This is a genomic window from Thermostichus sp. MS-CIW-26 (assembly GCF_054059115.1).
Window position 1 is genome coordinate 1 of the sequence record NZ_JBSSBV010000073.1, and the last position, 7,703, is coordinate 7,703.

8 protein-coding genes and 2 pseudogenes are annotated in these 7,703 nt (G+C 56.5%); 5 read left to right on the top strand and 5 right to left on the bottom strand.

Features of this window, described 5'->3' with window-relative positions:
• The 4 genes and pseudogenes from ACVWZU_RS13970 to ACVWZU_RS13985 form a co-directional block, all read right to left on the bottom strand.
• Positions 1–143 (bottom strand): annotated as a pseudogene (locus ACVWZU_RS13970) (RNA-guided endonuclease TnpB family protein); the annotation flags it as partial.
• Positions 144–237: 94 nt separating this feature from the next.
• Positions 238–1,026: an ABC transporter permease gene (locus ACVWZU_RS13975; protein WP_457445508.1), complete on the bottom strand. Its 789-nt coding sequence runs from the start codon at positions 1,024–1,026 to the stop codon at positions 238–240.
• Positions 1,023–1,805 (bottom strand): uroporphyrinogen-III C-methyltransferase, encoded by a 783-nt coding sequence (gene cobA / locus ACVWZU_RS13980; protein ID WP_011432673.1) that lies wholly within the window; start codon positions 1,803–1,805, stop codon positions 1,023–1,025. Before cobA ends, ACVWZU_RS13975 begins: the two co-directional genes overlap by 4 nt.
• 64 nt (positions 1,806–1,869) lie before the next feature.
• Positions 1,870–2,664, bottom strand: a complete 795-nt coding sequence (locus ACVWZU_RS13985; RefSeq protein ID WP_011432672.1) for a sirohydrochlorin chelatase — start codon at positions 2,662–2,664, stop codon at positions 1,870–1,872.
• Positions 2,665–2,806: 142 nt separating this feature from the next.
• Between ACVWZU_RS13985 and ACVWZU_RS13990 the strand changes: the two genes are divergently transcribed.
• The 5 genes and pseudogenes from ACVWZU_RS13990 to ACVWZU_RS14010 all read left to right on the top strand — a co-directional run bounded on the left by ACVWZU_RS13990 (position 2,807) and on the right by ACVWZU_RS14010 (position 6,783).
• Positions 2,807–3,760: an asparaginase gene (locus ACVWZU_RS13990; RefSeq protein ID WP_414424459.1), complete on the top strand. Its 954-nt coding sequence runs from the start codon at positions 2,807–2,809 to the stop codon at positions 3,758–3,760.
• 574 nt (positions 3,761–4,334) lie between these two features.
• Positions 4,335–4,604 carry a hypothetical protein gene (locus tag ACVWZU_RS13995; protein ID WP_238376915.1) on the top strand — a complete coding sequence of 90 codons (270 nt, stop codon included), beginning with the start codon at positions 4,335–4,337 and terminating at the stop codon, positions 4,602–4,604.
• Entirely contained in the window at positions 4,601–5,551 is a 951-nt protein-coding gene (locus tag ACVWZU_RS14000; protein WP_457445511.1) for a hypothetical protein, read from the top strand. Before ACVWZU_RS13995 ends, ACVWZU_RS14000 begins: the two co-directional genes overlap by 4 nt.
• Positions 5,548–5,811 (top strand): annotated as a pseudogene (locus ACVWZU_RS14005) (BREX system ATP-binding domain-containing protein); the annotation flags it as partial. The gene ACVWZU_RS14000 and the pseudogene ACVWZU_RS14005, both read left to right, overlap by 4 nt.
• A gap of 87 nt (positions 5,812–5,898) precedes the next feature.
• Positions 5,899–6,783: a hypothetical protein gene (locus ACVWZU_RS14010; protein WP_457445514.1), complete on the top strand. Its 885-nt coding sequence runs from the start codon at positions 5,899–5,901 to the stop codon at positions 6,781–6,783.
• A gap of 33 nt (positions 6,784–6,816) precedes the next feature.
• Here ACVWZU_RS14010 and ACVWZU_RS14015 read toward each other — a convergent pair whose 3' ends face one another.
• On the bottom strand, positions 6,817–7,497 hold the full coding sequence (locus ACVWZU_RS14015) for a DUF3318 domain-containing protein (protein WP_457445512.1): 681 nt from the start codon (positions 7,495–7,497) through the stop codon (positions 6,817–6,819).
• Positions 7,498–7,703 lie beyond the last annotated feature (206 nt).

The window sequence follows — 7,703 nt, forward strand, 5'->3', positions numbered from 1 at the left end:
TTGACCGCGTTGACGATCTTCTCCGGCGTGTTCTGGTTGACCCAGTTCAAGGCTTGGCCAAAAGCCTCCATCGTCGCGTCCAATTTGGCGGCTTGCGACTGGGACGCCTTGAGCTTACAGGAGACCGTCAGGACTTGGCTCATAAGTTAATTGTACTTCATCAAAGCGCTTTCCTCCCGACACTGACCCTACGGGTACAGTGCGGGGCTCCTGCGATTTCTAGCTGAACCTGGCCCTCTAAGCTCCCATTCCCGAGTACTGTTGCAAGCCTTTGCGCCACAACCAGCGGTTAGCCAGCCAGAGCAGGCCCGTCCAGGCCAGGCCCATGCCAAAGCCGCCCAGAATATCCACCGGGATCCCTGCCCAGAGGCTGGCGGGAAAATGCACCAGGTAGGGGAAGGGTGTCCAGGCCAAGACCTGGCGCACGGGTGGTGGGAACACCTCCAGAGGAGCGATCACCCCCGAGAAAAACAAGTACACCAAAAAATGGAATTGCTCCAAGGCCGTCACCCGTTCCACCCAAAAGGCCAGCAGCGCCAGGGTGTACTGCATGAGGAAACGCAGGGCAAAAGCCAGGAGAATGGCCAGGGATCCCAGCCCCGCCTGGGCCCAAGAGGGGATCCAAAAGGCAGGGGGGTAGAGGACGAAGAAAAGGGCGATTAAAACCAGGGTAAAGGGGAGACGGGCCAAGCGCTCCATCAGGTGGCTGGCCACATGGTGCCAAGCCGGATCCAGAGGCTGCAACAGGCGAGGAGATAATTTGCCTTCGACCACCTCTCGCTCAAAGTCCCAGATGACCCAGACGATGGTGAACTGGCGCACCAGGAACACCGCCAGAAAGTAGCGGATGAACTCCAGAGCAGACAGCGAGAAGTCTCCTGAGCGGGCTGCCTCGCTCCACACCCCCATCATGATCAGGGGCAGGGATCCGGCCAACACCCACAGGATCAGCTCGGCCCGGTACTCCAGCATGTAGGCGTAGTAGGCGGAGAAGAGGGCAGCCAACTTGCGAAAGAAGGCGTTCATGGAGATTCCGGTTGCGCAAGCGCTGCGGAGCAATACGAGACTGGCGGACGCAAAGTGGGCAACAAGCTGGCCAGGCTGACCACCGCTCCCACCACAACAATTGAAGGCGGTGCTACGGGCGAGGGCTGCCCAGCCAGAGTCTGCAGGCGGAGCAGATGAATCTCTTGCTCAGGGGTGGTGCCCCAGCGGATCAGGGCAACCGGGGTATCGGGAGCTTTCCCTCCGGCCAACAATTCAGCGGCAATGTGGCTGAGGTTGTGCATGCCCATGTAGATCACCAGGGTTTCCACCGCCCCGGCCAAAGCCCGCCAATTGACCTGAGGGCGGTATTTCCCTGCCGCCTCATGTCCGGTTACAAAAGCAACCGAGGAGCTGAGGTCGCGATGGGTGAGAGGGATCCCGGCATAGGCGCTGGCGGCAATGCCCGCCGTAATTCCCGGCACCACCTCCACTGGGATCCCGGCCTGCACCAGAGCCAACATCTCCTCGCCGCCTCGCCCAAAGATGAAGGGATCCCCCCCTTTGAGCCGCACCACCACGGCTGCCGTCCGAGCTTTCTCCATCAGCAAGGCTGTGATCTGCTCCTGGGGCAAGGTGTGAGCGCCGCAGTGTTTGCCAGCATAGATCCGTTCTGCCGTCGGCGGGATCAGCTCCAGGATGGAGGATCCCACCAGAGCATCGTAGATGACCACATCCGCGTGGGCGAGTAGCGCCTTTCCCTTCACCGTCAGCAGCCCTGGATCCCCAGGCCCTGCCCCCACCAAGTACACTTTGCCCATCTCAAGTCCTGGTCGCGTCATTGCTGTTGGAAATATCCATTTTGAGGGAACGGGAAAGATTCGGCTATTCCAGCGCCGGGCTAAAAGCCTGGAGTGTCTCCACAATGGCCTGCATCAGTTGAGGATCCCGCCAGAGGGGCGGCTCCACCTGGATTTGGAGCAGAGGCCATTCCCGCTGTAATCGCTGAGCCTGTTCTTGTAGGGCGCGCAGCAGACCGCCTGGAAAGAGAAAAAACGGCAGCACCCGTAGACGGCACTGGCTAAGGCGCAAGCAATGGATCACGACCGCTTCTAAGGTGGGGGACTGGGCAGCAAAAGCCACATGCAAGGGGATCTCGGGCAAGCGCCGTTGCACAGTTTGGATCCCTGCTTGGAGCTGGGCGGCAAACCCCGGCAGACGGCTGCCATGGCCAAGCACAATCCAGGCATCTGCCCGTTCGCCGGATTGCCTGAGCGTTGCAGAGCAAGAGGGCTGTGGAGCCAGAATGCGAGCCACCAACAGATCCAGGAGGGCCGGGTGCTGGCCAATGGGGGGTGTTAACCGGATGGGCAGGCGCGGCCAGCGAGCTTGAACCTGCTTCACCGCAGCCGGTAAATCCTCTTCCACATGGGATCCCTCGCCCATAAACAGCGACAGCAGCACCACTTGATCGGGAGATCGGCCTGCGCCCAGCCAAGCTGCCAGCCGTCCTTGAATCTGTTCGGCCAGGGTGAGAGGCTGACCTTCCAACTGGGCCAGCTCCACCGGCTGGGGAGCCAGCTGCTGCTGCACCCGGGCCAACAAATCTGCCAAAGCCTGCTGATAATCGGGATCCCGGCTGCCGTGACAGACCAAAAACACCAGGGGATTGGAGGACATGGCAGAGGTCAGGGATCCGAGCGGAAGGGTTCCATTTTGCTACTTTAGGGGATCCCGCCAACTTCTCGCGTAGGATCTGCGCGTATGATTTGAAGAGTACACACCCTCTTTCCCAGCTTCGTCAGCCCTTTCCCAGGTTTTCATGTCATTTGAGAATCGTTCCACCGCCCCCGAACTCTTAATCCATGTCTTGCGGGAGGGGTTGACCGAATCTATCCATCATTGCCAAGCTGTCGTGGCCGATAGCCGCGGGCGTTCTCTGGCCATGGCCGGCAACAGCACCACCCCCGTCTTTGCCCGTTCTGCCCTCAAGCCTTTCCAAGCGCTGGCCATGCTCTCCACCGGCATCCGCGAGCGCTACCGCCTCACTGAGAAAGATATTGCCATCATGTGCGGATCCCATCAGGGCACCACGGCTCATGCGCGGCAGGTGTTCAGCATACTGTGGCGGGCCGATCTGTCTCCCGATTTGCTGGTCTGCCCCACCCCACCCGGCAAGCCCAGCCCCCTTTGCCACAACTGCTCCGGCAAACATGCCGGCATGCTCGTGGCCAGCCGCGCCCAAAACTGGACCTTGTCAGACTACGCCCAGCGGCAGCATCCGGTGCAAGCGCTGGTGCGGGCCAAGTTGGCGGATTTGCTGCAAATGCCCTCGGAGGAGTTTTTGTTTGCGCGGGATGACTGTGGGGTGCCCACCTACCAATTGCAACTGAACCACCTGGCTTCTCTATTCGCCCAACTGACCGCCGGCGAGCGGCCCGACTTGGAATCGGTAGCACGGGCCATGACCCATCACCCGGAGATGGTGGCCGGACAGGGGTGTTTCGACACGGAATTGATGCGGGCCACTCAAGGGGATCTGGTGAGCAAATCGGGTGCTGAAGGGATCCAATGCATTGGCCGGGTAGGGGAAGGCATGGGCCTGGCCATCAAGGTTCAGGATGGAGCTGCACGGGCCAAATATGCTTTGGCTTTGCACCTGCTGCAGCGCATGGGCTGGATCCAGCCTGCCGCCGCCGAGATGCTGGGGGAGCGCTTCCTTCGCGTCGGCCCCTACACCCGCCTAGAAGTAGAAGGGGAGCTGCGCATGCCTTGAAGAGCCGGAGGTGGGAAGGCCTTGCACCCAAACTCTTGGTGATGCTAGTTTTATCGAAGAAAAGGCCCAAAAACTAATGATTGAAGCCCTCTTCAAGACTCTTGACGACGAGCTAGGCAAGCTATTTGCCCTGACTAAGAAAGCAAAGGAGACCGCAGGGAAAGCCCAAGTCGCTTGTAAAGGAGGGCAAGTTCCAGCCCTGAGCCGCCAGCTACAAGGCTGTAGCTCTGTCCTCAGCGAGGCTCTTTCCCAGGTGGAGACGGTAAGACAAGCCCTTGAACAAACCCAGCAGGTTTTGGAGAGAACTTCTCTTGAAGAACTTGCTAGCGAGGTAGGAGAACGAGTCGGCCAGCCTTGGCTGCCTACGGAAAGCCCCCATGTCTTTGTAGCTTTCCCCGCCTTAGTGCGCTTTTCCAGGGAGGGAGTGCGCATAGATCGCAAGCTTCTACGCTCTCAACGGCCCAGTGCCATTGCAGAGAAGATTCTCCGAGCAAGAATGACCAAAGGGAAAGAAACTAATCCAGAGGTAGTTCTTGAACGCATCTGGAAAGCGGCAAAAATTGCAGCGGGTTACTTGAGAAAGTCAAGCGCAGAGCTGCCTCGTTCTCTTCAAGTACCTGCTCGCGATGTCTTCGAGGTGCTCCACCTCAACAACCCAGACTACACCGAAGTGGAGTTTACGCGGCATCTTTACCTCTTGGATCGAAATGGCACCAACCATGTGGAGGGCTACCGCTTGATCTTCTCCGCGTCTACAGGCACGCGCTCGGGTCGCTACTACCGCATTCGAGACGAAGCTGGGGTGGAGCACGCCTACTATCTTTTGGAGTTTGAGAAGCTATGAGCGAAGAGGGCCAGGGTCGGCTAGAGCCTGATTTGTGGCTGCGCTGTCTGGAAGAAGACTACTTGCGTTCTTTTATCCCTGAAGGTGGTGCCACTGTCAAGCTGGCCGTTGTTCCGAAAGATTCCTACTCTTGGGTGCGGAAAGCGCTGCTGGAAAAGCTTAACCAGTATTCCTTTCATATTTTTGATTTGACAGAGGAGTGCTTAAAGCTGCATTCAGTCGAACAGCTTTGGTTTGCCCTTGCTCAGAGAGTAGATTGGGAGACTTTTGCCAAAGATCTGCGCTTCAACATTCTCCAAAAAATTGGATACCCTTCCAGGCTAGATCTGCAGGACTGCACTTTAGAGCAGTTGGCCGAATTCTATCAGATTGAAGCCCGTGAGATCAAACTAGAGTTTCAGCGGGAAATTAAGAGAGGTATTTTTCCGGATTACTCACTAGCCCTTGACTTTCGCAAAGCCATAGTCCGACTTGTCTACGAACCCCTTCAAAGCCCAGGCACTCTGGAAGGTCTATGCTCTGCAATTCAAGAGTGGCTTAAAGGTACGCTGAGCTCTATCAGCCGGGTGCGTGAAGCGGCTATTTTTCGAAAGATTGACAGGACAAATGCTCGAGAGATTCTACTTTCTTTCTTAAGACTATTTACACGACGATCCGGCTTAGTAGCAGTCCTTGTCAGCTTGCTTCACTACTACGAGCGGACCCCCAGTGGACGCCCTAACTTTACCAGTCGACAAATCCTTGAGCTCTACGAGACTTTGCGTGAGTTTATCGATGCGGAGAGTGAACTAGAAAAAACTGTGTTAATTTTCTTAGCTCCTCCAGAGTTTATTGAATCTGAGCGTCTGTCTTATCATAGATATCGAGCTTTGCAAACTCGAATTGAGAATGAGGTTTCTTCTCTTCAAAAGCCTAATCCATGCACAGCTATGGTGCAGCTTCTATGAATGTAGCGATTGCAGCTAGGCGGGCCATTGAAGCCCTACGAAATGGCGTTCCTAACCGGTTCGCAGTTGCAGAACTTGGCTCTTGGCAGTCTCAGATTGAGGAGGGTTTTCAAGAGCTGTGCAAGGGTGCTAGTTCAGGCCCTGCAGGAATGCTGATAAAGGGGGATTTTGGGACAGGCAAGTCCCATCTTCTACTAACCCTGCAGGAGCGAGCAAGGAAGAATAATTTTGCCACCTCCCTAGTTGTCGTCTCCAAAGAGTTGCCCCTCGGTAACCCCAATCGCCTGATTCCCCGCCTCCTTGCCCAGGTCGAGCTCCCTGACATGGTTGAGCGTGGGATCCAAGGCATGGCAGCCCGGCTACAGTACTCCTCGCCTTCTGTCCAGGAGTTCCAGCTTTGGGTTAACCAGTGGCAGTTTGGGTCAGGCTGGTGGCCGGCCACCTTGGCTCTGTACCAAAGGTTAGGAGGCGATGACGAGAAGCTAGACGCCATTGTCCGCTTTTGGGCTGGTGAGCCCACTCTGAAGTCCTCAGAGGTAAGGCGAAGCCTACGGGATCACGGCTTGGCAGGTGCTTATCCCATTGGCAAGCTACCCCCTGCAGAAAGCCTACACTGGCAGCGCCTGGCCTTCTGTGCCCAGCTATGTCGGGCCATAGGGTTTGGGGGCTTGGTGGTTTTGGTGGATGAGATTGAGCTTATTGCCCAGTACAGTCTTCTTCAGCGGGTCAAGTCGTACCGCGTTCTTGGGCACTTGTTTGGTACAACAACCCTGCCTGAAGAAATAAAGAAAGCTCCGCTGGTTTTCGTAGGAGCAGTAACCCGCGATTTCGAGAGGGTCATTCTACAAGAAAAAGGAGATTGGGAGAAAGCACCTAAGATAGCTCTCCAGAAGCATATGTCTGAGGAAGTCGTAAAGGCCGGCATGGAGGCTATTAGCCAAGCTACCCCTCTCAGTTCCTGCTTAGAAGCCCGCGAGGCCATTCAATCCATGTGGCATAGGGTAGCGGATCTCTACCAGAAAGCTTATCCCGATTGGGTACGCCCATCGCTGCCACAGCTTCCTGAGCTCTACAGCACAACCACTGTGCGGTCAATTATTCGCCGCTGGATTACGGAGTGGGATGTGCGTCGGTATTACAGCCCCGATACAGAAATTGTGATTGTAGAAGATGAGGCGATCAAGTCTACCCCAACTGAGGAGCTTCCAGAGTTGGAAGAGGACGAAGAATAAGCCCAGTCAATCCCTAACTAGCTTTGAGAGGCCTCAGCGCTGGAAAGGGTTTTGGAAAGGATTCGGGCTGGAGCTCTGGCCTTTGTTGCGGTACTTAGGATTGATGGTCAAGGTGCCGGATCCCAGGCCCCGCTGCGCCAAAAACTCCAGGTTGCGGCGGCGCATGGTGGTGTCGTAGTCAGTTTTAACGCGATCTTCGAGGATGGCCACCTGCTGCAGCGCACTTAGCAAAATGGAAGCTGCCTGTTCGGAGGTGTAGCCATTCTGGGAGGCATAGCGCACGGCAAACTCGTCGGCTGCCACCTGGGCCTTCTGGCCTTTCTCCGCTTTGCGCAACAGAAACACCGCTGACGCGGCCAAGCCTGCTGCTAAGCCAACGCCGAGGTTATCTCCCATCTGCAGCTCTACCAAAATGCCCATGCTGCCGGCCCCGATCAAGGCGGGATACAGCAACAACGCCGACCAGTTATCCCCCAAAGCCAGCTCTGTGGCCATCACCGCTTCTCGCAAGAAGTAGATCTTCTGCTGGTCAGGGCTCAGCTTCTGCCAACGGCTGAGGTCAATGGCAAAGCGAGAGTATTTCTGCCAGGGGAAGCGCCACAGCGGCTGCACAATCCGAGACTGGTCAGGGGTGCCGATCTCGATCTGCACTTCAGGGCGGATCTCCACCGGGAGAAACTGGATCAGGCGGTCAAAGTCGGAAATGGTATACATGCTGGCACAGTGCGGCTAAGGGAGCGGCTGGAGAGGATTACCCATAGTAAGGGATTCTAGCCTTCCTTGCAGGCCAGCTCCAAGCAAGCTTTTTGCAATAGGGCTGGCGGCAGAGCATGCCTCTAACCCCCAAAACCCTGAACTTTGCTGAATTTACTGAGCTTTAGGCGGTTTGGCAAAAGTCATTGAGAGGGATATAGTAGACC